Origin of the sequence: Streptomyces sp. NPDC050263, assembly GCF_040655955.1 — a bacterium.
Lineage (GTDB): Bacteria > Actinomycetota > Actinomycetes > Streptomycetales > Streptomycetaceae > Streptomyces.
This window is the reverse complement of record NZ_JBFAKW010000018.1, coordinates 64195-89656: the sequence shown is the minus strand read 5'-3', so window position 1 is coordinate 89656 and position 25462 is coordinate 64195. Positions and strand designations below refer to the sequence as shown.

The following is a 25462-nucleotide window of genomic DNA, read 5'->3' as shown; positions in this document are numbered from 1 at the left end:
CGATCAGATGGGGTTGCCCTCCTCGCCTTCCATCGAGTAGACGGCGGCTCCACTCGCATAGGTCGCCGCCTGGCGCGCCAGTTCGACGCGGGTGTTGATCCCCAACTTCCGATAGACCTTGCGGAGGTGGTAGTTGACCGTATGCGCGGATAAGTGCACTCGTCTGGCGATCTGGCGATTCGTCAGTCCCACACTCACCAAATAGGAAATTCGCTGCTCCATCTCGGAGAGGCGCCCCCAGCAGGTGACATTCTGCAGTGAGATGGCGTCCGCAGGTGTCGGTGAAATCGCCTGCCGCCACCGCGCCGGAGCTTGGGCCGCATACAGCTTGGCAAGTTCTTCTGTCGCCAAGGCCACGGAGACGGGGTCCGGCGACTCCACGATGATGTGTGCCAGGGCAGCCGGGTCGCTGTTGGCCAACGCGTTGGCATGCATGGCCGTGAGGCCCACGATCGAAATATTGGGGTTGTCGCCCGCAAGACCGTTCACGGTGTCGAGGACGCTGCGCTTGAGGCTGCTGTCACCGACGTCGCGTGCCAGGCGGACCAGAAAGGCGGCAGAACTCGGATCCTCGATGTAGAGAGACCGCCGCGTCGGGAGGTGACCGTACTTGTCGGACAGCAACTCGACAGCCGCCCGAGGTCCGTCCTTCTTGGCCGTGATGAGTATGTCCGTCCAAGCGTACTGTGCGGACTCCAGCACCCCCTGACCGCTCGCCAGGTCAGCGCGCATCCGCTCCACGTGCTCGATCGCTGCGGGTAGGTCCCCCAGATAGAGAAAGATCGTGCTGAGCACGGAGGACGCCAGGGGCCGGAGCATGGGAACAGCTTCCCCCTCCCCCGCGGCGGTCGCTGCCTCCGCCTGCCGGCGGGCATCGCCCAAACGCCCGGACTGGAGGAATATCCGGGCCCGCATAGCCGCGGGCGCAGCCGTCCAGACCGGTGTGAACAGTCCTCGCAGGCCAACGTCAACGTCATCGATCAACGATTCCGCCTTGCTGAATTCGCGAAGGTTTGCGAGCTTTCCCGCCAGCGCAAGCTGGAAATGCAGACGCCATACGGGATCAGCATCGTCACTGTGGCGTACCGCGGTACGGCCAAGACTGAGACCCTCGGATAACTCTCCGGCGTGCCAGCGCACATTGGAAAGGGTAGTCAGCGCCATCAACGCGGCGATATCACCCGGCCGAGTACCACGCTCCCGAAGAATTTGCTCGGAGAGCTCGACGGCCTTTTCTTTGCCGATCAGGAAGTACCCCAGGATCACTGATGCTTCCGCATCGAGCCGCACGGCCTGAGGAATCCCCGGACTGGCGAGAACGCTTTCCGCCGCATGTATGCCGGCTGCCGCATTTCCGTTCATGATCAGACCATAGGCCCTGGAGCACTGGCCACCTGCTGCCACTTCGACGACAAAGCACGGTTCAGCCGGACACTCAGTCGCCCCGAGACGCACATCGCTTTCCTGGCCAAGCTTTCTGGAGAGCCTCATCGCCTCACGCTGCAACGCGCCACGCGCAGGAGCGGGAATGGACTCGACAATCCCCCAAAAAAGGAAATCACTCTGGAACGCGAGCTTTTGCTCAGCCTCAATGACGAATCCGGAGACCAGCGCTTCATCCAGGGGCGCAAGCAAGCTGGCCGAGGTCCGATCCAGCATTCTGGACACATCTTCCAGCATGAAGGACCTGCCCAACACCGCTGCGACCTTGAGGAACTGCTGGCAGGCCGCGCTCAGCTCGTCCAACTGACGAATCACACCAGCCAGCACACGACGTGGAATCCGCCGCACCGTGAGCCACACCGCGCCATTACGCTCCTCAACAAGCCCTTCCTCGGCGAGCCCGAGCGCGAGTTCGGCAAGCAAGTGAGGGTCTCCGCCGACACCCTCCGAAAATTCAATCAACTCGGGACTGATATCAGTCCCGAGAATATCCAGCAATATTTTCCTCCGGGCGTCTTCGTCCAGCAGCCCCGGCATCCGCCCCCTGATTGCGGCACCAGATATCACATCCGGCTTTCGGCTCTCAATTGTCGGCCTCGTTGACATAACCTACCCCCGATGACACTCATGCAACTGAAGAGAACATGCTGAATTCGATCAACCGCAGCACACAGAGAGTGGTACGGTTTTTCCGACTTCAAACGTGAAGTCCATCAATTGACGGCGAGGACGCATGATCAGCGTCGGGCCAATTCAAGGTATGCCATCGTCTGCCATGACTTCTCCCCGTATACCGTCCGACCCATTAGAGTCGGAACATCCCATTCCGCCGATTGTTACTCAGCGCGCCATTCGACTGTATGTCAACACCGACAGGTGAAGGTCTATACCTTCCTGATCATAGCGGGCATATGTGCCGATCCAACCTATACTAACTATAGCACGACGCGACGTCTCGGCCAGTGGCTTTAAACGATTTCGGGGGGGGTTCCCCGCGACATGGCCATTATTTTTCATCTGACATTGGGCTTCGGTGTTGTCGCAGATCATCCGGTTGAGACTCGGAAACTCGTGCCACTCCGGATGAAAATGGGTAAGAGGTCATGGACCACACCGCTCACCACACCAGCACCACACGCGACCACACCGAACAAGCGGGGACGCGGGGACATCCTGGGGAACGGCCGCGAAGGCGACGCTGCACTGCGCGATCGGCGAGATCCTCAGCACTGCCCTGCTGTGGAGCAACATGCCCACCATGGTCCTGGCGATCACGCTCGCGTTCCACTTCGGCTGCTCCTTCACACTGTTCGCGGTCCGCCGGCCTGGCATAGCCGTGATGGAAGTGGAGGACAACACCATCATCGCCATCACGCCGCGCGTTGGACGCCCACCTTCCGACGGGCTCTTCTGGTACGCCCTCCTCGGCGGCTTCGCGGTCACCTTCCTGATCACTACCCCGGTCAACAAGTGGATGATCGGCCGCGGCAAGGGCCACCCCGTCGTCCACGCCCAACACTGACAACCAAAGGACCGACACCAACCCGCCCAGGGTGCGCCCCGAGATCAAGGGGCGCCTCAGGCGCGCTTGTGGCACCCGAAGTACGCGCGGGCGAGCAGCTCACGGGGACCGCCGGACGGCGAACGCCCGGCGCAGACCATAGGCTGCAGCGCCGAGGACCAGTACCGCCGCACCGGAGACCACGGACGTCGCGGGCAGGGCGAAGGCGAGCACGAGGCATCCGATCAGCCCCAGCAGGGGGATCGGTCGGTGCGGGCGGCCCTCCGTGGGGGTGAGGGTCCAGGCCGAAGCATTGGCGATCGCGTAGTAGGCGAGCACTCCGAGAGAGGAGAACCCGATCGCGCCGCGCACATCCGCCGTCGCCGCGACTGCCGCCACCACGGCGCCGACCACCAGCTCGGCCCGGTGCGGCACCTTGGAGCGCGGGTGGACCGCCGCCAGGGCGTGCGGCAGGTGCCGGTCGCGGGCCATAGCGAGGGTGGTGCGGGAGACGCCGAGAATCAGCGCCAGCAGCGAGCCGAGCGCGGCCACCGCCGCGCCGACGCGCACGACGGGCGCCAGCCAGTCGGCGCCCGCGGCGCGGACCGCATCCGACAACGGCGCCGTGGCATCCGCCAGTCGGGCCGGGCCCAACACCGTCAGAACGGCGACGGCGACGACGGCGTAGACGACGAGGGTGATGCCCAGCGCCAGCGGGATCGCCCGGGGGATCGTGCGCGCCGGGTCGCGTATTTCCTCGCCGAGCGTGGCAATACGCGCGTATCCGGCGAATGCGAAGAACAAAAGCCCCGCCGCCTGCAGCACCCCATCGAAGGAGGCATCCGCGCCAACGTCCAGACGCGTGGGCTCTGCCGCCGAGGACGTCAGGGCCGCGACCACGACGGCGACGAGCACCGCCAGCACGACCGCCACGATGCCCCGCGTGAGCCAGGCAGACCTCTGCACCCCCACGTAATTGACCACGGTCAGCGCCACCACCGCGGCCACTGCCACCGCATGCGCCTGGCCGGGCCACACGTACGAGCCAACCGTGAGCGCCATCGCCGCGCAGGAGGCGATTTTACCCACCACGAAGGCCCAGCCGGCCAGGTAGCCCCAGAAATCCCCCAGCCGCTCACGGCCGTAGACATAGGTGCCGCCCGAGGCCGGATACCGGGCGGCCAGCCGGGCGGAGGACGTCGCATTGCAGTAAGCCACCACAGCCGCAACAAACAGGCCAAGCAACAGCCCGGGCCCGGCTGCACCCGCCGCCGGGGCCAAAGCGGCGAAGATCCCCGCACCGATCATGGATCCCAGACCGATCACCACGGCGTCACCCACCCCGAGCCTGCGCTGCAGCTCGTCTGGAACACCGTTCGCTGTCGACGACTTACTCATACGCACAGTTCCTCGTCAATGCATCCCTTGCGGTCTCCGGTACGGGAGACGACGGGAACCTCGGGGGGGCCTCGGGCACGATCATCACGGCGGCTCCTCGGATCTCGGCGCGGCTGGTGAGTGGGTCGCAACAGCAGTGGTGACAGCGCCTGTGCCCTGGTGCTCAGCAGGCGGCGCCGCGCCCGACAACACCGGGGATCGGAACGGGGTTGCCGTGGTCGCGCTTCGACTAACGGGCAGGCTCGAACAGTTCGATGAGGTTGCCTGCGGGGTCAGTGAGCAGGATTTGACGTCCGCCGGGACCCGAGACCACGTCGCTGTGGAAAGCCAGTCCTGCATCGCGGAGCCGTTCGATCTCGGTGTCGAGGTCCTCAACGATCAGATGGATGCGGTTGCGTCCGGCACCTACGCCACTGGGAGTGGCGCGGGCACCGGAGCTGGCCGGGCCGGACAGCAGTAGCCGCAGCGGCCCGCGCACCACGTCGGCGAAGGCCGGGGCGGCGCTGAAACGAAGGGTGAAACCCAGATGGGTGGTGTAGAAGTCGACGGCCGCCTGGACGTCGTCGACGACGTACCGGACGCTGGCGAACTCGTCGTGTGTAGTCACGGCTTGACCTCCTGTGGCGTGTGGGCAAGCAGCGGCAGCAGGTAACGGATGCGCGTGTCGATCTCTGCCGCCGTTCGGACGAAAGCGGGGTAACCGACCGGGCCATTGTTGCCATCGGCTGCGGCGGGGTCAGGAATGCTCCAGTGGACCAGCCGCGGATGGTCACCGAAGTCGGGGCAGACCTCGCGGACCTTGTCGCACAGGCTGATCACGTAGTCGAACCGGAGGCCGGTCAACGTGTCCAGGCGTTGCGGACGCTGAGTCGAGATATCGATCCCATAGCTCTCTCGCAGGACCCGCACGGCGTCCTGGTGAATGCGAGGTTTGGGATGACTGCCTGCGCTGCTCGCCTCGACCTGACCGTTGGCGCGGTGCCGCAGCAGCGCCTCGGCGATCGCTGAGCGGGCACTGTTGCCAGTGCAGGCGAACAGCACAGCGGGCCTCACGGATGACGGTGTGGATGGCGGCGACGAGCTGATGGGATCGAATCCCAGAGCCGGGTGCAGAGAGGTACCGGCGTCGGCGAGTGCGTACGCGCAACGCTCCAGGTCCAGGTGGTAGTAGGTGTCACGACCATCGAAGCTGCTGCGCCGGGCCGTGACCAGCCCACCGCTGCGCAAGAGCCGCAGGTGGTAGGAGACCAGGTTCTGCGGCTGTCCAACCCGCTCCACCAGTTCACGGACCCGGTAGTCGCCTGCGGCTAGCTCGGTCAGCAACCGCCACCGCAATGGGTGAGCGGTCAGATGCACGAACGCCGGAGCGACATGTCCCGTGGACATCATAAACAGGAGAATACATCAAATGCAGTCGATGCATTTTCCCGTCCCACCGACTCCGGCATGGACACCGACCACACTTTGCAGGTTCGCCCTCTTGTCTGGTCGGCCCGAGATCGCCGCCCAAAGAGAGCACCCGCCGAAGGGCACACTCCCGTTTACGCTGGTCAGGACTCCAGTGTGAGCCGGAACCTAATGACGTGCGGCGTAACGCTTCCGGACGCGACGATTGTGAACATCGCACTCCCGCACATTCAAGGCGCGCTCAACTTCAGCACCACCGATCTCACCTGGGTGGTCAGCGCCTACACACTCACCTTCGGCGGCCTGCTGCTGCTCGGCGCGCGAGCCGGGGACATCCTCGGGCGACGCCGGGTGTTCATGGCCGGCATCCTGCTCTTCACCTTCGCCTCGCTGCTCGGCGGACTGGCCCAGGAGCCCTGGCAGCTGCTGGCCGCGCGCGTCCTCCAGGGCGTGGGAGGCGCCATCGCGTCGCCCACCTCCCTGGCGCTCATCACCACCACGTTCCCCGAGGGGCCGGAGCGGAACCGGGCCTTCGGGGTCTTCGCCGCGGTCTCCGCGGGCGGCGGCGCCATCGGCCTGCTCGCGGGCGGCATGCTCACCGAGTGGCTCGACTGGCGGTAGGTGCTGTTCGTCAACGTGCCCATCGGCATACTCATCGCGGTCCTCGCGCCGCTGTACATCAGCGAGTCCGAGCGACACCCGGGGCGCTTCGACATCGCGGGCGCGCTGACTTCGACAGCCGGCATGGCCTCCCTGGTCTATGCCTTCATCCGCGCCGCGGAGGCAGGCTGGCGGGACGGCGTGACCCTCGGCGCCTTCGGGGCCGCACTGGCCCTGTTGATCGCGTTCATGTTCACGGAGATGCGGGCCAAGGAGCCGATCACCCCGCTGAAAATGTTCGCCGACCGCAACCGCTCCGGTACGTACGTGATCATGCTGAGCCTCGCCGCGGCCATGTTCGGCATGTTCTTCTACATCGTGCTGTTCGTGCAGAACGTACTGGGCTACAGCCCGATCAAGGCGGGCCTCGCCTTCCTTCCCGTGACGGTCGCCATCGCGACCGGCGCGGGTCTGTCGCAGCGTTTCCTGCCGGTCCTCGGCCCCAAGCCGTTCATGCTCGGCGGATCCACTCTGGTCGCGATCGGGCTGACCTGGCAGGCCTTCATCAGCCCTGACAGCTCCTATGTCGGCGGGGTGCTCGGACCGATGCTGGTCTTCGGCTTCGGCATGGGGCTGAACTTCGTGACGGTGACGGTCACCGCGGTCTCCGGCGTCGCCCCGCAGGAAGCGGGCGCCGCGTCCGGACTGCTCAACGCCACGCAACAGGTGGGAGGTTCGCTCGGGCTGTCCATCCTGACGACCGTCTTCGGCTCGGCCAGCAAAGACGAAGCGGAGAAGCAACTGCCGAAGTTCCTGGCCGAGGGATCCGCGGAACAGAAGGCCGAGTTCGCCAAGACTCACCAACTGCCCGCGCCCTGGGGACACGAGGTACTCGCTCACGGCATCTCGACAGCCTTCGTCCCGGCCGCCGCCATGGCCGTACTCGCTCTGGTGACGGCCTGGCTCGTGATCCGCGTCCGCAAGAGCGACCTGGAGGCGCTCTCCGGTACGGCCGGCCCCGCGGTCGGCTGACAGCACGGTTCCACGGGCCGATCTCGGAGTGACGCCGCCAGGCATGGCGAAGGCGCGTCCGCCGCTCCCCGATCGGCCCGCCCTGCCGCCGAGAACCAACAGCATGATCACGAAAAGAACGAACCGCATACCCACCCCCACCCCCTACGCCGCTCCCGCAGTCACCTGCTCAGCCACCCATGTGCCCATGCGCCGATATGCCCATGTGTCCGCATACGCCATGCGGCGGTTGTCGAGAGAACGCGCAGCCCGTCACGCAGAGTTCCCGCCGAACACCATGAGTTCTCATCGGAGGGCGGACGCCGCGCGTCAAACGGAAGTGGGCATCCATCCCGGCAGCGCTTCCACCTGCCGCGCCCACGCCCCTGGAGGTGCTCCGGCCTTGCCGGACGCCAGCACTCCGCCCACGATCGCGCAGGTCGTGTCCACGTCCCCGCCGACCTGTGCGGTCGTCCAGAACGCCGTCTCGTAGTCGGTGAGGGCGCGAGCGGCCGACCAGACCGCGAAGGGGACGGTGTCGTGGGCGGACGTTCGGCGTCCGCAGCCCAGCACCGCCGCGACGGTGGCCGCGTCGGCGTAGTCGAGCATGTCCCTGGCGCGGCGCAGGCCGGCGCCCACGGCGCTCTTCGGGACGAGCGCGATGACACCGTCCAGCAGTGCCTCGGCGCTCGGCGGGCCTTCCGGGGCGCCAACCAGCGCTGCGGCCGCAGCCACGGCCATGGCGCCGACCACGGCCTCACGGTGCTGATGCGTGGGGTAGGCGGAGATCTCCGCCTGGTGGGTCGCCTGCTCGGGGTCGTGCGCGTACCAGGCGCCCAACGGGGCGATCCGCATCGCGGCGCCGTTGCCCCAGGACCCCTGCCCGTGGAAGAGGGCGGCCGACAGCTCACGCCAGTCGGCACCCTCCCTGACCAGCCTCAGCAGCCGGTTGACCGCAGGGCCGTACCCGCGGTCGAAGTCGTGGTGTTCCGCGAAGGAGTGGGCCAGGGCGTCCTGGTCGATGCGGTGGTGGGTGGCGAGGACGGCCACGACGGAGCAGGCCATCTCGGTGTCGTCGGTCCACTGCCATGGGCCGGGAGGCAGCTCACGGCGCTGCAGGAGCGAGTAGTTCGCCGGTACGAAGAACTGGGAGCCCAGCGCATCACCCACGGCGAGGCCGCGCAGGCTGGCAAGGGCGCGTTCCAGGCGCCCGTCGGGAGAGGTGTCAACGGTCATCGATCTCCCACTCTATCCGGTGATCCCGTACGGTTCTGGATCTCGCCAGCGGTTGAAGGGCCGGTCAAGCGTGTACCTGCCGTCGTCCCCGAGAACGAGCATGCGCGTCTCGGCGTTCCCCGGGTTCGCGAGGGACTCGAATTCGGCGACCGTCCAGTGGAACCAGCGCATGCAGAACAGGCGCATCGCCAGGCCATGGGTCACCAGGAGCACGTTCGGTGGGTGGTCCGGGGCCTCGAAGCTGCGGAACAGGCTCTCCAGGAAGCCGCCGACCCGGTCATAGACGTCGGCTCCGCTCTCGCCCTGTGCGAAACGGTAGAAGAAGTGCCCGTAGGCGTCCCGGTAGGTCTTCTGCAGTCGTACGTCGTCGCGGTCCTGCCAGTTTCCCCAGTCCTGCTCGCGCAGCCGGGGCTCCTCACGTACCCGTATGAGCTCGGGATCGAGGTGGAAGGCGCGGAGGGTCTCATGCGTACGCCGATAGGGGGAGACGTACACGCTGACCCGCTCGCGGCCGAACACCTCCCGCAGGTTCTTTCCCGTTTCCTCGGCCTGCCGCCGTCCTCGGTCGGTCAGGTCGAGTGCATGGTCGGGTTCACGCTCGTAGACGGTGTCATCAACATTGCCCGTTGACTCCCCGTGGCGGACAAGGACGATGCGCCGTGGTCGTGCCATGCCAAAACCCTAGATCGGATCACGGCCGATCGAGCACTCGTAGGGCCTCCATACGGCGCAGGTCACACAGATCCCGCAGCAGAAGGCCCAAAACGGCACACGTTCAACAAGCTGCGCGGTGAGTCCTGACTTCAAACCGTCCAGGTCGACTCGAGTTCGACGATGTCGCCGGTGAGCGTGGAGATGTCCGCCTCGGTCTGGGCGCGCAGAGCGAGCCGCTCCACGCGCTCGGTGCGGTACTTGCCGTGTTCGGCCTCCGAGCGCCACATCGACAGGACCATGAACTCGTGCCCGGGCGCCTCGGCGAACAGCCCGCGGATCATGCCGGGCGAGCCGGCCATGGCGGGGTTCCACACCTTCTCCTGCATCAGGGTGAAGTGCTCGGCGCGTTCCTCATGGACCCGGCACAGGGCCACCCGCAGCAGGTCGGAGTCGGTGAAGCGGGGCTCGAAGCCGGTCTTCACGTCGAAGCGGTAGTCGAACAGGCGCACCTGGGCGTCCTTGAAGGTTCCCGACTGGGCCGCCGCCAGGCGGTCGTGGGAGCGCGCCATGAAGGAGTCGTAGAAGGCGCGGCTCTCCCAGAAGGCGAAGACATGCGCGACCGCGGGGCGCCCCCTGCTCCAGCCCCCGCCCTGTCCCCGAAATCCCGGCTCCCCCAGAAGCCCCGCCCATTTTCGCTGTCCCCGTTCGAAACCGCGGCGGTCCACCACGGTGCAGCGAATCCACTTGACCAGCACCGCGCCATGGTACGGCCAGCGGGCGTGGCGTTGGTCACGCTCGGACACAGAGCGGTCCTGCGACGGTGCACGCGCGCGTGGCAGGATGGACAACCTGCCCTGATGGTCGGCCAGTTCGGGGCGACAGCAGACGGGAAACGGGGAGGGGAAGTCCGGTGAGCGGGCTCAACAAGGGAATCCGCAAGATCGAGATGGCGCTGAAGTGGGACCCGAGTCCTGCGGGACAGCCGCCCACCGATCTGGACATTGTGGCCGCGACCTATCTGGCGAGCGATCCGAAGGGCGCCCCTGCCTATGTGGTGCACTTCGACAGTCGCTCCCCGGACGGCACGATCTATCTCAACCGGGACAGCAAGGACGGCAAGGGGTTCGGCTGGGACGAGGTGATGACGCTGGAGCTCGACCGCCTCGATGCGCGGTACGCGCGCGTGGTCGTCGGCGTCGTCATCCAGCAGAACACCGAGCACCGGAGCTTCGTCAGCGTGCTCAACCCCGCCTACCGGATACGGGAGGGCTACACCGTCCTGGACGAGGACGACTTCGGCGACGTTCTCGGTGCGACCGCGGCGACGGTCGCGGAGTTCGTCCGTGAGGCAGCCGACGGGTGGTCGTTCCACTCCGGCGTCCAGGGCTTCGAGGACGACCCGGCGACGTTCACGAGGATCATGGGCCAGGTGCGCCGCTCCTGACGGCGCCGCGTCGGCCCTGGGCCGCCGGACGCGGAGGGCGGTGGGGCCGAGTACCGGCTCCACCGCCCTGACCAGCTAGGTCACACCGAGCAGGTGCGAGGCATCAGCTGCAGCCGCTGGTCGACCCGCAGCCCTCGCAGATGTAGCAGGAACCGGCCCGCTGCATCTTCGTGCCGCAGGAGAAGCACAGCGGGGCGTCGGCCTGGATGCCCAGCTGCATCTCCACCAGTTCGGCACTGGTGTGGGCCTGCCGCGGGGCGGGCTTGGCCACCTCGACGTCGGCCTTCGGGGTGGCGACGGCCTTCAGGTCCGTCTGGCGCGGGGCGGACTGGGCGAGCCCCTCGACGTCCACGTCCTCCTCCTCGAGGTTCGGCTCGTAGGAGCCGGTCTCCAGGTGGCGCTGACGCTCCTCGGCGGAGTGGATGCCGAGCGCGGAGCGCGTCTCGAAGGGCAGGAAGTCGAGCGCCAGGCGACGGAAGATGTAGTCGACGATCGACTGCGCCATCCGCACGTCCGGGTCGTCGGTCATGCCGGCCGGCTCGAAGCGCATGTTCGTGAACTTCGAGACGTACGTCTCCAGCGGCACGCCGTACTGGAGGCCGACGGAGACCGCGATGGAGAAGGCGTCCATCATGCCTGCGAGGGTCGAACCCTGCTTGGACATCTTCAGGAAGACCTCGCCGAGACCGTCGTCCGGGTAGGAATTGGCGGTCATGTAGCCCTCGGCGCCACCGACCGTGAACGAGGTCGTGATGCCGGGACGGCCCTTGGGCAGGCGCTTGCGGACCGGGCGGTACTCGATGACCTTCTCGACCGCGGTGCGGATCGTGTCCTCGGCCTTCGCGGTGACCTCGGCCTTCTCCTTCTCCTTGGTCTTCGCGGAGAGGGGCTGGCCGACCTTGCAGTTGTCGCGGTAGATCGCGAGCGCCTTGACGCCGAGCTTCCAGGCCTCGAAGTAGATCTCCTCGACCTCCTCGACGGTCGCCGTCTCCGGCATGTTGACGGTCTTGGAGATGGCGCCGGAGATCCACGGCTGGATCGCGGCCATCATGCGGACGTGGCCCATCGGGGAGATGGCGCGCTCGCCCATGGCGCAGTCGAAGACCTCGTAGTGCTCGTGCTTGAGGCTCGGCGCGTCGATCACATTGCCGTTCTCGGCGATGTGGGCGACGATCGCCTCGATCTGCTCCTCCTGGTAGCCCAGGCGACGCAGGGCCTGCGGCACGGTGCCGTTGACGATCTGCATCGAGCCGCCGCCGACCAGCTTCTTGAACTTGACCAGGGCGAGGTCGGGCTCGACGCCGGTGGTGTCGCAGGACATCGCCAGACCGATGGTGCCGGTCGGGGCGAGCACGGACGCCTGGGAGTTACGGAAACCGTTCTTCTCGCCGAGGCGCAGCACGTCCTGCCAGGCCTCCGTGGCGGCGGCCCAGACCGGGCTGTCCAGGTCGTCCGTGCGGACGGCCGTGCCGTTGGCGTCGGAGTGCTGCTTCATGACGCGGTTGTGGGCGTCGGCGTTGCGGGCGTAGCCGTCGTAGGGGCCGACGACCGAGGCCAGCTCGGAGGAGCGACGGTACGCCGTGCCCGTCATCAGGGAGGTGATCGCGCCGGCCAGGGAGCGGCCGCCGTCGGAGTCGTACGCGTGGCCGGTGGCCATCAGCAGCGCGCCGAGGTTGGCGTAGCCGATGCCGAGCTGGCGGAACGCGCGCGTGTTCTCGCCGATCTTCTGGGTCGGGAAGTCCGCGAAGCAGATGGAGATGTCCATCGCGGTGATGACGAGCTCGACGACCTTCTGGAAGCGGTCGGCGTCGAAGGACTGGCTGCCCTTGCTGTCGTCCTTGAGGAACTTCATCAGGTTCAGCGAGGCGAGGTTGCAGGACGTGTTGTCCAGGTGCATGTACTCGCTGCACGGATTCGACGCGGTGATCCGGCCGGACTCGGGGCAGGTGTGCCAGTTGTTGATCACGCCGTCGTACTGGATGCCCGGGTCGGCACAGGCCCAGGCGGCCTCGGCGAGCTTGCGGAACAACGCCTTGGCGTCGACCTTCTCGATGATCTCGCCGCTCATCCGCGCGCGGAGGCCGAACTGGCCGCCCTGCTCGACGGCCTCCATGAACTCGTCGTTCACCCGGACCGAGTTGTTGGCGTTCTGGTACTGGACGGACGTGATGTCGTCGCCGCCCAGGTCCATGTCGAAGCCCGCGTCGCGCAGAGCGCGGATCTTCTCCTCTTCCTTCACCTTGGTCGCGATGAAGTCCTCGATGTCCGGGTGGTCCACGTCGAGGACGACCATCTTGGCCGCCCGGCGGGTGGCGCCACCGGACTTGATGGTGCCGGCGGAGGCGTCGGCGCCACGCATGAAGGAGACCGGTCCGGAGGCGTTGCCGCCGGAGGAGAGGAGTTCCTTGGAGGAGCGGATGCGGGAAAGGTTCAGGCCGGCGCCGGAACCGCCCTTGAAGATCATGCCCTCTTCCTTGTACCAGTCGAGGATCGACTCCATGGAGTCGTCGACGGCAAGGATGAAGCAGGCGGAGACCTGCTGGGGTTGCGGCGTGCCCACGTTGAACCAGACGGGGCTGTTGAAGCTGAAGATCTGGTGCAGGAGGGCGTACGCCAGCTCGTGCTCGAAGATCTCGGCGTCGGCGGGCGAGACGAAGTAGTTGTGGTCCTCGCCGGCCTTCCGGTACGTCTTCACGATGCGGTCGATCAGCTGCCTGAGGCTGACCTCGCGCTGCGGGGTGCCGACGGCACCGCGGAAGTACTTGCTGGTGACGATGTTGACCGCGTTCACCGACCAGAAGTCGGGGAACTCGACGCCACGCTGCTCGAAATTGACCGAGCCGTCGCGCCAGTTGGTCATGACGACGTCACGGCGCTCCCAGACCACCTCGTCGTACGGGTGCACGCCGGGGGTGGTGTGGATGCGCTCGATACGCAGGCCCTTGGTGGTCTTGGCGCCCTTAGCTCGGGAACCTCGTGCCGGACCGCTCGCCGTCTCTGTCATGCCGCCTCCCTCTACGGGCGAAAACGCCCTGAAATGCCACGCTGTTCCCGTGACACGGTGTTCTGTCTTGTACTGCGGGCGCCCACGCGCTACCGCCCACAGCAGGTGTTGGTCCGCCGCCGCCCGGCCGGTCCCGGAGTGTGAGGTCCTGGTTCCGGCCCGTCGGTCAGTCGGCGGCGTGGGCGGGCTCGGGGACCTGCACGGCCTCTCCGGACCCGCCGCCGTCTTCCTGGCTCCCCGCGACAGCCCCTGTGTCGTCCTCGCGGTCGTCGTCGTCCGCGGTGGGGTGTCCCGTCTGATACCTGAGTTCGACGATGGCGGCCTCGAAGTCCTCGAGCGAGTCGAACGCCCGGTAGACGGAGGCGAATCGCAGATAGGCGACCAGATCGAGCTCCTGCAACGGGCCGAGTATGGCCAGTCCCACGTCATGGGTGGTCAACTCGGCGCTTCCGGTGGCCCGCACCGCTTCCTCGACCCGCTGGCCGAGCTGAGCGAGCGCGTCCTCCGTCACCGGCCGTCCCTGGCATGCCTTGCGCACGCCGTTGATGACCTTGGTGCGACTGAAGGGTTCCGTGACTCCGGACCGCTTCACCACCATGAGCGAGCACGTCTCCACGGTCGTGAAACGACGGGAGCAGTCAGGGCACTGGCGGCGCCTGCGGATCGACGTGCCGTCATCCGTCGTACGGCTGTCGACGACACGACTGTCGGGGTGCCTGCAGAAGGGGCAGTGCATGAACTCCAACCCTCCTCACAGCAGACTCAATGGCCTCGCCGGGCCTCATGGGCCCCTCGAAGCAGCCCCAAGCATAGGGGATCCATGAGCATCCGAAGACACCGGGGACCACAACTTCTGGGCTGCTGCTGCAATCCAACCACTAGATATAGGGCTTGGCTCATACATCCAGGCCGTATCGCGTGTCGCGTTCGCCGGGCTCACCCCACGCGATCCCGCCGTCACGCCGAGCACCCGAAATCCACCCCTGCACGCGCGCGTACGGGCGTATCGCCGCGACACGTACGGCGATACCGTGGGCGCCACAAGGAGGAGAGGTGGGACTCTCGCGCACAGCGGGGGCCGGTCCCCGGTTGACGGGAGACCGGATGGCAGACTGAGGCCGCACCTCACAAGGTCGTCGGCCCCGGCGGTGAAGAGTACAACAATGAGCCCTTTTACCTGCCAGGGACCGCGTTAGCCATACACCCAGACACATGATCAAGTCAGGCTATCCACGCTTTTTCACTCGAACGTGTGTTTGGCGCAACCTTTCGAAAGCAACTACCGTTGTCCAGCAGGGAGACAACCGAGAGGGGCCGACGTGACCACCACCGCAGACAGTGCCACCATCACTGCCCAGGACCGCTCCCAGGGCCGACTCGAGCCGGTGCATGCGATGAACGAATCCATGAATCCCGAAGCGCACAAGCGCTCACTGCCTGGGCGACCTCCAGGCATCCGTGCGGACAGTTCGGGACTCACCGACCGGCAGCGCCGAGTGATCGAGGTCATCAGGGACTCCGTGCAGCGGCGCGGCTACCCGCCGTCCATGCGGGAGATCGGTCAGGCGGTCGGCCTGTCCAGCACCTCCTCGGTCGCCCACCAGCTGATGGCACTGGAGCGGAAGGGCTTCCTGCGCCGCGACCCGCACCGCCCGCGCGCGTACGAGGTGCGCGGTTCCGATCAGGCCGCCTCCGTGCAGCCCACGGACACGGCCGGCAAGCCCGCCGCGTCGTACGTCCCGCTGGTCGGCCGCATCGCCGCCGGTGGCCCGATCCTCGCCGAGGAATCGGTCGAGGACGTCTTCCCGCTGCCGAGGCAGTTGGTGGGCGACGGCGAGCTGTTCGTGCTGAAGGTCGTCGGCGACTCGATGATCGAGGCAGCGATCTGCGACGGCGACTGGGTCACCGTACGCCGTCAGCCCGTCGCCGAGAACGGCGACATCGTGGCCGCGATGCTGGACGGAGAGGCCACCGTCAAGCGCTTCAAGCGCGAGGACGGCCATGTGTGGCTTCTGCCGCACAACGCCGCCTACGAGCCGATCCCGGGTGACGACGCGACGATCCTCGGCAAGGTGGTGGCCGTACTCCGCCGCGTCTGAGGACGGCGGCGGGCGGGCCTTCCCCGTCCACCCCTGACTGGGCCCCGGGATCCCTGCGCCGGTTCCGGGGCCCTGCGCTGTGCCCGACGTTCGTGAAGGCGCCCGAGGGTCCGTGAAGGCAGGGGGCCGTACCCGCTCCGGGACGGCCCCCTGCCTTCACTGCGCCGCTGCCTCCTCGGCCGCTTCTGTCTGCTCGGCTGCCTCTGCCTGTTCGGCCGTCTCTGCCTGCTTGGCCGCCGCGTCGATCGCGGTGAGCGACTTCCGGACCTGATCGCGGTCCGTGGTGTACCAGAAGTCCGGCAGAGACGCTTTCAGATAGCTCCCGTAGCGGGCCGTCGCCAGCCGCTGGTCCAGTACGGCGACCACGCCGCGGTCCCCCGACGCACGTACGAGGCGGCCCGCGCCCTGTGCCATCAGCAGCGCCGCGTGGGTGGCCGCGACCGCCATGAAGCCATTGCCGCCGGCCTCCTCCACCGCCTTCTGGCGAGCGCTCATCAGGGGGTCGTCCGGCCGCGGGAACGGGATCTTGTCCATGACGACCAGCTGGCAGCTGGGACCGGGGACATCGACGCCCTGCCAGAGCGACAGCGTGCCGAACAGGCAGGTCCGGGCGTCCGCCGAAAAGTTCTTGATCAGCTCGCCGAGGGTCTCCTCGCCCTGGAGGAGGATCGGGAACTCGGGGATGCGGATGCGCAGTTCCTCGGCGGCGAGCTGCGCGGCCCGCATCGAGGAGAAGAGTCCGAGGGTCCGGCCGCCGGCCGCCCGGATCAGTTCGGTGAGTTCGTCCAGCATGTCGGTGCGGTCGCCGTCCCGCGCGGGGCGCGAGAGGTGCTTGGCGACGTAGAGGATGCCCTGCCTGGGGTAGTCGAAGGGCGAGCCGACGTCGAGGCCCTTCCACTGCGGGACGTCCTCGCCCTGCGTGCCCTCCGGGGCGAGCCCCATCGATGCGCCCACCCCGTTGAAGTCCCCGCCCAGTTTCAATGTCGCCGAGGCCAGGGTCACGGAGCGGTCCGCGAAGAGCTTCTCGCGCAGCAGGCCCGACACGGACATGGGGGCGACCCGCAGAGAGGCGCCGAAGCGGTCGTGCCGTTCGTACCAGACGACGTCCCACTCGGAGCCGTTGGTGATCCGCTCCGCCACGTCGTGCACCGTCTCCACCGAGGCCAGCGCCTGCTTGCGCACCGCGTCCTCGTCCTGGACGGACTTGTCGCGGGTCGCTCCGATGGCAGAGATGACCGTCCGCGCGGCGTCGCGCAGGGCCATGAGGGCGTAGCCGAGGTCTTCCGGGATCTCCTCCAGGCGGCCGGGCAGCGCCAGCTCCATGAGCCGCTCGAAGCCCTCGGCAGCAGTCTGCAGCTGGTCGGCCGCCTTCTCGTTGACCAGCTTCGCCGACCGGCGCACGGCCCGGTTGACCTGGCCCGGGGTGAGCTCTCCGGTGGCGACGCCGGTGACCCGCGAGACCAGCTCGTGCGCCTCGTCGACGATCAGCACCTCGTGCTGCGGCAGGACCGGGGCGCCCTCGATGGCGTCGATGGCGAGCAGCGCGTGGTTGGTGACGACGACCTCGGCCAGCTTGGCGCGCTCGCGCGCCATCTCCGCGAAGCACTCGGCCCCGTAGGCGCACTTCGTGGCGCCCAGGCACTCCCTGGAGGACACCGACACCTGGGCCCAGGCGCGGTCGGACACGCCGGGGGTGAGGTCGTCGCGGTCACCGGAGTCGGTGTCGCCCGCCCAGTCCCGCAGACGCAGCAGGTCCTGGCCCAGCTTGCTGGTGGGGGCGGCCGCCTCGAACTGGTCGAAGAGGCCCTCCTCCTCGTCCTGCGGAACGCCTTCGTTCAGACGGTGCAGGCACAGGTAGTTCGATCTGCCCTTGAGCATGGCGAACTCCGGGCGGCGGCGCAGCAGCGGATGCAGCGCCTCGACCGTGCGCGGCAGGTCCCGCTCGACGAGCTGGCGCTGCAGGGCCAGCGTGGCGGTCGCCACCACGACGCGCTCCCCGTGCGCGAGCGCGGGCACGAGGTAGCCGAGTGACTTACCGGTGCCGGTGCCGGCCTGGACCAGCAGATGGGATCCGTCGTCGATCGCCTCGGCGACGGCTTCGGCCATGGTCACCTGGCCGGGGCGCTCCGTGCCGCCGACGGCGGTGACGGCGGCGTGCAGGAGTTCAGGGAGTGAGGGCTTCGTCATAGCGCGACCACCCTACGGCGCGGCACTGACAATCGGGTGGTCGAGGCTGACGGGAGGGAAGGGATCAAGACGGCGGTCTTCTCGGTCGGGTGGTGGAGCGGATGGGCGGGAACCGGATCGGCGCGCGAGACGTTACGAAAAGCGACGACACGACCGCGTGGCGTCACGAAGCATCGGACGGGACTCGGTCTCTGACCATGAGGGCGGCCCGCTTGGTGGGCAGGTCGAGTTCCGCGGAGAACCGGAAACCGGCGCTCAGAAAGGTGGCGATGGACGGAATGTTGCGAAGGTCGGGTTCAGCGACGACGCGGGCGCACGCGGATCTTCCGCCGAGGAGAAATTCGGTGACCCCTCTGAGCAGCGGGCCACCGAGCCCTCTCCCACGGTCGGCGACACCGCCGATGAGGAGATGGATCCCGGTGTCGTGAGGCCGGGCCGGATAGTGGCGCGCCAGCGGGTCGAGGTCCGCCCGGTAGACCTCCCAGTAGCTCATGGGCCGGCCTTCCAGCAGGCCGAGGCACGGGACGCTGCGTCCGTCGGCCAGTTGGCGGCGCAGGTGTCCCTCGGTCACCGGCTCGGGCCCCGCCAGTTCCCAGAACGCCGCGACGGCCGGGTCGTTCATCCACCGGCCGACGAGCGAGAGGTCCCTGTCGATCCGTACGGGCACGAGCCGGAAGGCGCCGGCCGAAGTGGCGATGGGCCCCCAGTCGCCGAAGCGGTCGAACAGACCGGGAACAGCGGCGGGCGTGCGCGTACGGGTGTCGGCGTCAGCCTCGACGGGAGGCACGGCAGGCTCCTCTCGGCAGGTCGGGGGCGGCAGGTACGTCGGCGAAGAACAGGAGGCGCAGAGAGAGGCTAAGAGACAGGAGGAGACCCGAGGCGGCGGTACGGGATGCGGCAATTCAGCGGCGGAGGGGATTGGGAATGGTGACGTAGACGGACTGGGTGTCCACCGGGCCGACGAGCTCGTCGAGGCCGTGCAACCGGGTCAGCAGATTGGCCTTGCAGCGCAGGACGGGTGAGTCGAGCAGTCGGGCGGGCAGCGAACTGCGCAGCCGGTCGGGGCCGGAGGCGGCGTCGGCGAGAAAGCGACGGAATGCGGCGAGCAGCAGTTGCTCGTCGGCGAGCCGCTGGGAACCGAACGCGCCGATGAGCCCGAACACGTTGTTGATCCCCAGGTAGTAGCAGAAGCGCTCGTCGGTGACCTCGTCGGAGACGAAGGTGTCGCTCCGCTCGCCGATGCCCGGCAGGCGGGCTTCGAGTTCCGCGCGGCTGGACTCGCGGAAGTAGTAGCCCTGGTTGTCGCGGTAGCGGCCGCCCATGGGCCAGCCGTCGGAGTCCAGGAGGACGAGGGTGTTCTGCTGGTGCGCCTCCAGGGCGATCCCGGCCTCACCGTCGAGCCACAGGACGGGACGGACGACCTGCTCCAGGTAGCGCAGGAACCACTCGGCGGCGACCGCCCCCAGCGGCCGGCCTGTCCGTACGGCGAGTCCCGCGACGATCGAGGCCAGCCGGGAGCGGTGGGCGGGCGCCGAGTCCGGGGCGGCGGGGTGGACCGAAGGCGTCGGGGCGTCCGACCCCGAGGTCCAGAGGGCATGCGACCGGGGCGCGACGAGTCCGGCGATGCAGGAGACGTCGTCCGCCGGGGCGAACGGGTTGTGCCGGATCATCACGTCGAGCCCCGTCAGCGGGAGCCCGTCCGGTCCGTCGACCGAGAGCCAGGCCGGATCCCGGACGATGTCGAAGGCGGGGTGGGCCGCCTGCCACTCCTTCGACAGACCCGCGCGCAGGAGGCGATGTACCTCGACACCCCGATGGAGTTCCTTGCGGAGGTTCTCGCGACGGGAGTTGGTGATGCGCAGCCCCAGCGACAGTTTCAGCATCGCGGGGGCGGCGGAGCGGTGGACGGTGCGTACGGAGGAGGTGGGATGCCACGGGAGGCCGTGGGCTCCGAGGTCCTGGAGCAGTCCGGCGTCGAACAGTGCCTCGGCCTCGGGACGAAGCCGTGCCTCGCGCAGTTGCCAGGGATGCACCGGCAGGGCGGCGAACCCGTCGGGCAGCGGCAGTCCGGCCCCGGCTAGGCGGGCCGTCAGCTGGGGGGCGGGCACGGGGCGGCCACGTTCGGTCCAGGCGGAGTCGGTGGCGAGCACGGAAGGAGCGACAGCGAGCCAACGGAGAAGGAAGGAGCCTCGCGACTCGGGTGAGTACCGGCGTGCTTCGCCGTCGGAGAGTCCTTCTCGGCTCTTCGGGGTCGGGTGCAGCGGATGCCCGAGGAGCAGTGCCTGCTCGGCGGCCAGGAACAGGTCGGGTTCGTCGTGGGCGGGGCGCTCCCGGCGCTCGCTGATGAAGGCCGCGGTACGGCGGACGGAGTCTGCGACGCGTGCGACCAGGTCGACGTCTGCTCCGCCTCCACCGCTGGTGGGCGCGGGACGGGGAGCCGGGTCGGCAGCGGTGAGCGTCTCGCGGGCCAGTAGGGCCGCGACCGTGACGGCGTCCGCGGGTGGGGATTGCTGAGGCGCGCCGGCTAGGCGCGGGAGGCCGAAGCGGTGCCAGCCCGTCGAGGACCAGTAGTGGACGGGGGCGAGCAGGGTGACCCCGCTCGCGGGCAGCGTCACGCGCAGGATGCCGTCGCCCGGTGCGGGCAGACCGGTCTCGCGCACCCAGCAGCGCAGCAGGTTCTCCACGGCGGCTGCCTGGGCGGCCGTGTGGGGATCGGGGTGGTCCAGGAGGTCGGCGGCAGAACCGTCTCCTGGCCCACGGGGCACGGGAACCTGCGTCAGGGCTGTGCCCGAGGGGGCCGCCGGTGTGGGACGGGCGACGGACGCGGGTGCCGCGGAATCGGTGTCGGCGGGCAGTGGGGAGGTGGTCAAGGTCGTTCCTTGTGAAGTGGTGGGGCCGACCGGGTCCGTGGTCTTGCCGGTGCAGCAGCGGCTGTCCGGACTAGCCCGCCCGTTCGGCACGGCCGCCCTGGCGCGGAACCCGCCCGGGCGGGCGGCGCGGCCTGCTCGGCTCGTCGGGGTGGTTCGGCTGGGTGTGGTCCCGGCTGCCCGCACCGCGCGCGTGGTGGCCGGCCGCGGCGGCCACGGCGTCCGCCAGCCGGTCCAGTACCGCGGCGGCCTGCTCGTCGGTGATGGTCAGGGGCGGAAGCAGTCGTACGACGCTGGCGTGCCGCCCGCCGAGTTCGACGATCAGGCCGCGCCGGAGACACTCTCGCTGGACGGCGACGGCCAGCGCTGGGGCGGCGGGGCAGGGGGCGGAAACCGGGCCGGAGCGGGGCACCGTGCGGGGCCTGGCGGCACGGACCTCGTCGCCGTCGGCAGTCGCGTCGAGTCCGTCATGGGCGTGGGCGTCGACCGGCGGGGCGTCGATCCCGCCGGGCACGCATGCCTCGTCGGGGTTCACCAGCTCGACTCCGATCATCAGCCCGCGCCCCCGCACGTCTCCGATGCACGGGAAGTCCCGGGCCAGGTCCCGGAGTCGGCCCAGCATGCGGGCTCCCAGGACGGCTGCGCGTTCGGCGAGGCGGTTCTCGCGGACGTAGGCGAGGGTCGCCGTGCCGGCGGCCATGGCGAGCTGGTTGCCGCGGAACGTGCCCGCGTGGGCGCCGGGCTGCCAGACGTCGAGATCCTCGCGGTAGACGACGACGGCGAGCGGCAGGCTGCCGCCGATGGCCTTGGACAGGACCATCACGTCAGGGGTGACCCCGCTGTGCTCCACCGCCCAGAAGGCGCCGGTCCGTCCGACGCCAGTCTGGACCTCGTCGGCGATCAGCGGGATCGAGCGGTCCACGGTGATCTGTCGCATGCGGCGCATCCAGGCGTCCGGTGCGGGAATCACACCGCCCTCGCCCTGGACGGGTTCGAGGATCATGCCGGCGGGCTGCCGTACGCCCGACTTGGGGTCGTCGAGGACGGACTCGGTCCAGCGGGCGGCGAGTTCTGCGCCGCGTTCCCCGCCGACGCCGAACGGGCAGCGGTAGTCCTGCGGATAGGGCAGGCGCGCCACCCGTACGTCGTAGGCGCCCCCAGAGGCTTCGAGGGATCCGGCGGTCATCCCGTGGTAGGCGCCGGTGAAGGCCAGGACGCCCGTGCGGCCGGTGGCGGCGCGGACCAGTTTGAGCGCGGCCTCCACGGCGTCCGTGCCGGCCGGTCCGCAGAACTGCACGCGCGCGTGGTCGGCGAGACCGGGCGGCAGGGTCCGGAACAGCTCGGTGATGAAGGCGTCCTTGACGGGCGTCGCGAGGTCGAGGACGTGCAGGGGCGCGCCCGAGTCGAGAACCCCGCGGATGGCCTCCAGGACGACGGGGTGGTTGTGACCGAGCGCGAGGGTGCCGGCGCCCGAGAGACAGTCGAGGTAGCGGCGTCCGTCCGCGCCCTCGATGGTCAGCCCACGTGCCCGTACCGGAACGATCGGCAGGGCACGCGCGTACGTGCGCGCCGCCGACTCGCGTGCCGACTGACGTCTCAGGATGCCCTCGGGCACTGGTTCGGTGACGGCCACGGCTCCCTGTCCTCCCGCAGTTCAGGGGGCCGGGCGCAGGCAGCCGACCCCCCACCGCTACCAACCCCGGACGGCCTTCCTGGTTACGGGTTGCCTCAAGATCCTTGCTGTGACCGAACAGTTGCCATTCCGTCGGGAGTCCCCCACAGCGACCGCATATCGTGTGGTGGCATCGCACATGGCCGTGAGACCCGCTTGAACTCGGTATGAGAGCACCATGAGTTCCGCCCTGGGGAACGGCCGGTGTTCCAAGTTCGTTGACAGCAGGGGGAGTCAGACCATGCGATCCATACGGCCGTCGTTCACCGCTCGCCGGGGGAGGAACGCGCGCCGCAGAACCTCCCCCGTGTGGGGCGCCGTGGCCCTCGCCTCGGCGCTCGCGCTCACCGCGACCGCCTGCGACTCGGGCGACACCAACGCGGACAGCCAGGCCAGCGCCTCGGCGTCGACCGGCGACAATACGATCACGATCCCGGACGACATCAAGGACAAGCTCAAAGAGCACGGGATCGATCTCGACAAGTGGAAGAACGGCGCCTGGAAGAACTGGGACAAGGACGACTGGCTGCGCGAGGCGCAGGACTACATCAACCCGATCATCAAGGGCCTGTGGGACCCGGACCGGATGCGGGAGGCCGAGGACCCGGACCGCGGAGTCGACGAGAACGACCTCTCCGGTGACCAGGGTGTGACCGACGCGACGCCGCAGGCGGTGGAGGCGAAGGCCATCACGCCCTCGTACCACGCCAAGGTTCCCGAGGCGGGCAAGGTGTTCTTCGACGCCCCCGAGGGCACGATGGTCTGCTCGGCGACGGTCGTCCAGGACCCGGCCCACCCCGGGAAGTCCAACCTGGTGTGGACGGCGGGACACTGCGTGCACGCCGGCAAGAACGGCGGCTGGTACCGCAACATCGCGTTCGTGCCGTCGTACAACGACTCCGGGAAGACGTCCAAGGAGTTGGAGACCGCCACCAAGGAGGAAGCGGCTCCGTACGGCGTGTGGTGGGGCGACTGGACTCGGACCTCGGACCAGTGGATCGCGCAGGGCGGCCCGACCGGCGGTGCCGGCGCCTCGTACGACTACGCCGTCATCCATGTGACGCCGGAGGAGGGCGGCTCGGGCAAGTCCCTGGAGGAGACGGTCGGTTCGGCGCTGCCGGTGGACTTCGACGCCCCGGCGGTGGCGAAGGTGAGCAGCATCACGGCGACGGGCTACCCGGCGGCTGCGCCGTACGACGGGCAGAAGCTGTACCAGTGCCAGGACAGGCCCGGACGGTTCTCGCTGAGCTCCGCGGACCCGACGATGTACCGCATCGGCTGCACGATGACCGGCGGTTCGTCGGGCGGCGGCTGGGTCGCCGACGGGTCGGACGGCAAGCCGGCGCTGGTGTCCAACACCTCGATCGGCCCGGCGGATTCGGGCTGGCTCGCGGGACCGCGGCTGGGTGAGGTGGCCAAGGGCGTGTACGACTCGGTGCGCGACAAGTTCGCCGGTCAGTAGCCGGATCGGGGCGCTGTGCGCGCGGTGGGACGTCTGACGGGAACCTTCACCGTCCCACCGCCGTTCGTCCCGAATTCCACGGGCATAGTGGGGTGTTGTCTGTGGGCGATCACCGCGTGAACTCGGATGCCCGCGTGACAGGCGCATGACACCCAAGGGGGTGGCCCATTTTCCGGGTCGTGGCCCCCTGCCAGGTCATGGCCCATGCCCACGCTCCACCGACCCACACGCTTCAACGGGGGACATCGCACCATGCGTTCCGCACGTACGCCCGTCGCGCGCACCCTGCTCGCGGCCGGGCTCGCCACCGCCCTGGCCTTGACGGCCACCGCCTGCAACGGCTCCGACGACGACAAGGCGGCTGCCGCCGCCTCCCAGTCCGCCACCGCCACCGCCTCCGGTGCCGGTGCCGGCAAGGCCCAGGTCCCGGCCGAGATCGCCGACAAGCTCAAGAAGCACGGCATCGACGTCGACAAGTGGGCCGACGGCGGCTGGCAGGACTGGGACAAGGACAAGTGGCTCAGCGAGGCCAAGGACTTCGTCAACCCCGTGATCGAGGGGCTGTGGAAGCCGGAGCGGATGCAGTCCGCGAAGGAGGCCGACAAGACGGTCACGACGAAGGACGCCGCCGCCGAGGGCGTCAGCGACCCGGAGCCGACGCCCGTCGAGGCGGAGGCCGAGAAGACGCCGTACCACGAGAACGCGGCCCCGGTCGGCAAGGTCTTCTTCGACTCTCCCGAGGGCACGATGGTCTGCTCCGGGACGGTCGTCACGGACGTGAACCACCCGGGCAAGTCCAACCTCGTCTGGACGGCCGGCCACTGTGTGCACGCCGGTGGCGACGGCGGCTGGTACCGCAACCTCGTCTTCGTCCCGGCCTACAACGACCTCGGCAAGACCGAGGCGCAGCTCGGCGACGCCAAGGCCTCGGAGATCGCCCCCTACGGCAACTGGTGGGCCGACTGGGCATCGACCTCGAACGAGTGGATCGCCGGCGGCTCGGAGACCGGCGGCGCGGGCGCCGCGTACGACTACGCCGTGCTGCATGTGACGCCGGAAGCAGGCTCCAAGTCACTGGAGGAGACGGTCGGCGGGGCACTGGACGTGGACTTCTCCGCGCCGTCCGCGACCGAGGTCGACGCGATGGGCGCCTGGGGCTACCCCGCGGCGGCGCCCTACAACGGGCTGAAGATGTTCAAGTGCATCGACCGGCCGGGCGGGCTCTCGCTGAGCACGTCGCTGCCGACGATGTACCGGATCGGCTGCACGATGACCGGCGGTTCCTCCGGCGGCGGCTGGTTCCGGGTGGTGGACGGCGAGACCAAGTTGGTCTCCAACACCTCCATCGGCCCGGTCGACAACACCTGGCTGGCAGGACCGCAGCTCGGCCAGGAGGCCGAGGCGCTCTACCAGAACATGAGCAAGACCTACGGCGGGCAGTGAGCGGACACGCCGAAGGCCCGCCCCTGCGGCAAGC

Annotated in this window: 17 protein-coding genes and 2 pseudogenes; 6 read left to right on the top strand and 13 right to left on the bottom strand. The window is 68.5% G+C overall.

All coding sequences use genetic code 11. The features are described from left to right. Nucleotides 1–3: 3 nt before the first annotated feature. Complete coding sequence (locus AB0J04_RS11595; RefSeq protein ID WP_363168164.1) at nt 4–1980, bottom strand: LuxR C-terminal-related transcriptional regulator; 1977 nt, start codon at nt 1978–1980, stop codon at nt 4–6. A gap of 628 nt (nt 1981–2608) precedes the next feature. On the opposite strand from AB0J04_RS11595, the pseudogene AB0J04_RS11590 reads away from it, so the two are divergent. Beyond that, a pseudogene (locus AB0J04_RS11590) lies at nt 2609–2965 on the top strand (DUF4396 domain-containing protein); the annotation flags it as partial. Between the two features lie 99 nt (nt 2966–3064). Here AB0J04_RS11590 and AB0J04_RS11585 read toward each other — a convergent pair. The 3 genes from AB0J04_RS11585 to AB0J04_RS11575 form a co-directional block, all read right to left on the bottom strand. Next, a complete protein-coding gene (locus AB0J04_RS11585; RefSeq protein ID WP_363168163.1) occupies nt 3065–4342 on the bottom strand; it encodes an APC family permease in 1278 nt (425 codons plus the stop codon). Nucleotides 4343–4571: 229 nt separating this feature from the next. Further along, nucleotides 4572–4949 (bottom strand): VOC family protein, encoded by a 378-nt coding sequence (locus AB0J04_RS11580; RefSeq protein WP_363168162.1) that lies wholly within the window; start codon nt 4947–4949, stop codon nt 4572–4574. After that, complete coding sequence (locus AB0J04_RS11575) at nt 4946–5731, bottom strand: ArsR family transcriptional regulator (protein ID WP_363168161.1); 786 nt, start codon at nt 5729–5731, stop codon at nt 4946–4948. The genes AB0J04_RS11580 and AB0J04_RS11575 overlap by 4 nt, the downstream gene beginning before the upstream one ends. 189 nt (nt 5732–5920) lie before the next feature. On the opposite strand from AB0J04_RS11575, the pseudogene AB0J04_RS11570 reads away from it, so the two are divergent. Then, nucleotides 5921–7381, top strand: a pseudogene (locus AB0J04_RS11570) (MFS transporter). Between the two features lie 309 nt (nt 7382–7690). On the opposite strand, the gene AB0J04_RS11565 reads toward AB0J04_RS11570, so the two are convergent. The 3 genes from AB0J04_RS11565 to AB0J04_RS11555 all read right to left on the bottom strand — a co-directional run bounded on the left by AB0J04_RS11565 (nt 7691) and on the right by AB0J04_RS11555 (nt 10005). Next, nucleotides 7691–8596: an ADP-ribosylglycohydrolase family protein gene (locus AB0J04_RS11565; RefSeq protein WP_363168160.1), complete on the bottom strand. Its 906-nt coding sequence runs from the start codon at nt 8594–8596 to the stop codon at nt 7691–7693. Between the two features lie 12 nt (nt 8597–8608). Continuing rightward, on the bottom strand, nt 8609–9268 hold the full coding sequence (locus AB0J04_RS11560; protein WP_363168159.1) for a histidine phosphatase family protein: 660 nt from the start codon (nt 9266–9268) through the stop codon (nt 8609–8611). A 131-nt stretch (nt 9269–9399) separates the two neighbouring features. Next, on the bottom strand, nt 9400–10005 hold the full coding sequence (locus tag AB0J04_RS11555; RefSeq protein WP_363168183.1) for a YdbC family protein: 606 nt from the start codon (nt 10003–10005) through the stop codon (nt 9400–9402). Nucleotides 10006–10160: 155 nt separating this feature from the next. On the opposite strand from AB0J04_RS11555, the gene AB0J04_RS11550 reads away from it, so the two are divergent. Next, nucleotides 10161–10694 carry a TerD family protein gene (locus AB0J04_RS11550; protein WP_363168158.1) on the top strand — a complete coding sequence of 178 codons (534 nt, stop codon included), beginning with the start codon at nt 10161–10163 and terminating at the stop codon, nt 10692–10694. A gap of 103 nt (nt 10695–10797) precedes the next feature. On the opposite strand, the gene AB0J04_RS11545 is transcribed toward AB0J04_RS11550, so the two are convergent. Continuing rightward, nucleotides 10798–13698, bottom strand: coding sequence for a vitamin B12-dependent ribonucleotide reductase (locus tag AB0J04_RS11545; RefSeq protein ID WP_363168157.1), 2901 nt, complete (start codon nt 13696–13698; stop codon nt 10798–10800). Nucleotides 13699–13864: 166 nt separating this feature from the next. Then, nucleotides 13865–14434, bottom strand: a complete 570-nt coding sequence (gene nrdR, locus AB0J04_RS11540) for a transcriptional regulator NrdR (RefSeq protein ID WP_363168156.1) — start codon at nt 14432–14434, stop codon at nt 13865–13867. A gap of 583 nt (nt 14435–15017) precedes the next feature. Here nrdR and lexA point away from each other — a divergent pair. After that, nucleotides 15018–15797 (top strand): transcriptional repressor LexA, encoded by a 780-nt coding sequence (lexA, locus tag AB0J04_RS11535; RefSeq protein ID WP_351909523.1) that lies wholly within the window; start codon nt 15018–15020, stop codon nt 15795–15797. 156 nt (nt 15798–15953) lie between these two features. Here lexA and AB0J04_RS11530 read toward each other — a convergent pair whose 3' ends face one another. The 4 genes from AB0J04_RS11530 to AB0J04_RS11515 all read right to left on the bottom strand — a co-directional run bounded on the left by AB0J04_RS11530 (nt 15954) and on the right by AB0J04_RS11515 (nt 22484). Further along, nucleotides 15954–17984 (bottom strand): ATP-dependent DNA helicase, encoded by a 2031-nt coding sequence (locus AB0J04_RS11530; RefSeq protein WP_363168155.1) that lies wholly within the window; start codon nt 17982–17984, stop codon nt 15954–15956. A gap of 163 nt (nt 17985–18147) precedes the next feature. Further along, the gene (locus AB0J04_RS11525) at nt 18148–18771 is read right to left on the bottom strand and encodes a GNAT family N-acetyltransferase (RefSeq protein WP_363168154.1); all 624 of its coding nucleotides are present in this window, start codon (nt 18769–18771) and stop codon (nt 18148–18150) included. A 115-nt stretch (nt 18772–18886) separates the two neighbouring features. Further along, nucleotides 18887–20764, bottom strand: a complete 1878-nt coding sequence (locus AB0J04_RS11520; RefSeq protein WP_363168182.1) for an IucA/IucC family protein — start codon at nt 20762–20764, stop codon at nt 18887–18889. Nucleotides 20765–20924: 160 nt separating this feature from the next. Next, complete coding sequence (locus AB0J04_RS11515) at nt 20925–22484, bottom strand: diaminobutyrate--2-oxoglutarate transaminase family protein (protein WP_363168153.1); 1560 nt, start codon at nt 22482–22484, stop codon at nt 20925–20927. A gap of 280 nt (nt 22485–22764) precedes the next feature. Here AB0J04_RS11515 and AB0J04_RS11510 point away from each other — a divergent pair, with 280 nt between their 5' ends. Beyond that, complete coding sequence (locus AB0J04_RS11510; RefSeq protein ID WP_363168152.1) at nt 22765–23985, top strand: hypothetical protein; 1221 nt, start codon at nt 22765–22767, stop codon at nt 23983–23985. 252 nt (nt 23986–24237) lie between these two features. Next, nucleotides 24238–25428: a hypothetical protein gene (locus AB0J04_RS11505; RefSeq protein ID WP_363168151.1), complete on the top strand. Its 1191-nt coding sequence runs from the start codon at nt 24238–24240 to the stop codon at nt 25426–25428. Nucleotides 25429–25462 lie beyond the last annotated feature (34 nt).